At 48.2% G+C, this 893-nt stretch carries 2 protein-coding genes; both read right to left on the reverse strand.

Annotated elements, in window-relative coordinates:
- On the reverse strand, positions 1-319 hold a 319-nt coding region (locus tag ACYVJG_RS12895; protein ID WP_460431411.1), incomplete at its 3' end, for an Rpn family recombination-promoting nuclease/putative transposase.
- 145 nt (positions 320-464) lie between these two features.
- Positions 465-893 (reverse strand): hypothetical protein (locus ACYVJG_RS12900; RefSeq protein WP_460431412.1); only part of this gene is annotated, 429 nt, incomplete at its 5' end.

An 893-nucleotide genomic window follows, 5' to 3' on the forward strand; every position in this document is an offset into this window, starting at 1 on the left:
GATAGGATTGACCGCTTTCTAACTGTTCGCTGATAAGACGCGAACTGTAATACAAACTTCGCTCTCCCCAATACGTCTGTTTCCGCACCTGAATTTCAATATTGTATTGCACCCCAAACCCATCTTTGGCTAAGACATCTAACACGATTTCTTTGGCGTGGAGATCTTCACCGGAGATATTGGGATTGAGAATATCCGTAATGGTAATCGGTGGTTGATCGTAGCGGATGCTGTTGATCAAATCAGACAGCAATTCGGGTGATTGGGCAAAGAGACGTTTGAAAATGTAATCGTTCTTCGGGTCGAGCAGCGGCAGCATGATTGGGGTGGGGCTTAGGAGGACAGCTAATTGTAGTTCAGGTTGGTGTTGGGTTGCCAAACAACCGGCAACCCAATTACCAGATTTGGCGGATATGCTACTAGATTTGGTGGATGCGCTATGCTTATCCACACTACGAAACGGGTCAAACCTCGAAAATATCCTCTAACCGCTGCGCCTGCGTTAACGACACTCCCCATTGCTGCAACTGCTCCGGCGTCGCTGCCCGTAACCGCGATAACACCCAATCTGGCAACGGCTGACCAAATTTTGTTTCGATCATACTGCGGAGGAATATTTTCATGCCTTCTTCGCGGCCTTTTTCCATGCCCTTTTTCATGCCTTTTTCTATGCCTTTTTCCAACCCTCGCTGCTCACCACGTTCTTCTGCCACTTGAATCTCTGTGTTGTAATCCCACACCGCCCGTTCGCGTGCCAATGCCCGTAATCGTTCTTCCTTGGTTTGGCTCATTTGCTCTAGGGATTGCAAAACAGTCATTACCGGTGTGTGTGTCAGCTGTGCCATGATGTGTTGCTCCTGCCAGTGTTCAAACAGATCGACCCAATTCTTTAA

It is taken from the genome of Aquaspirillum soli (genome assembly GCF_054781915.1).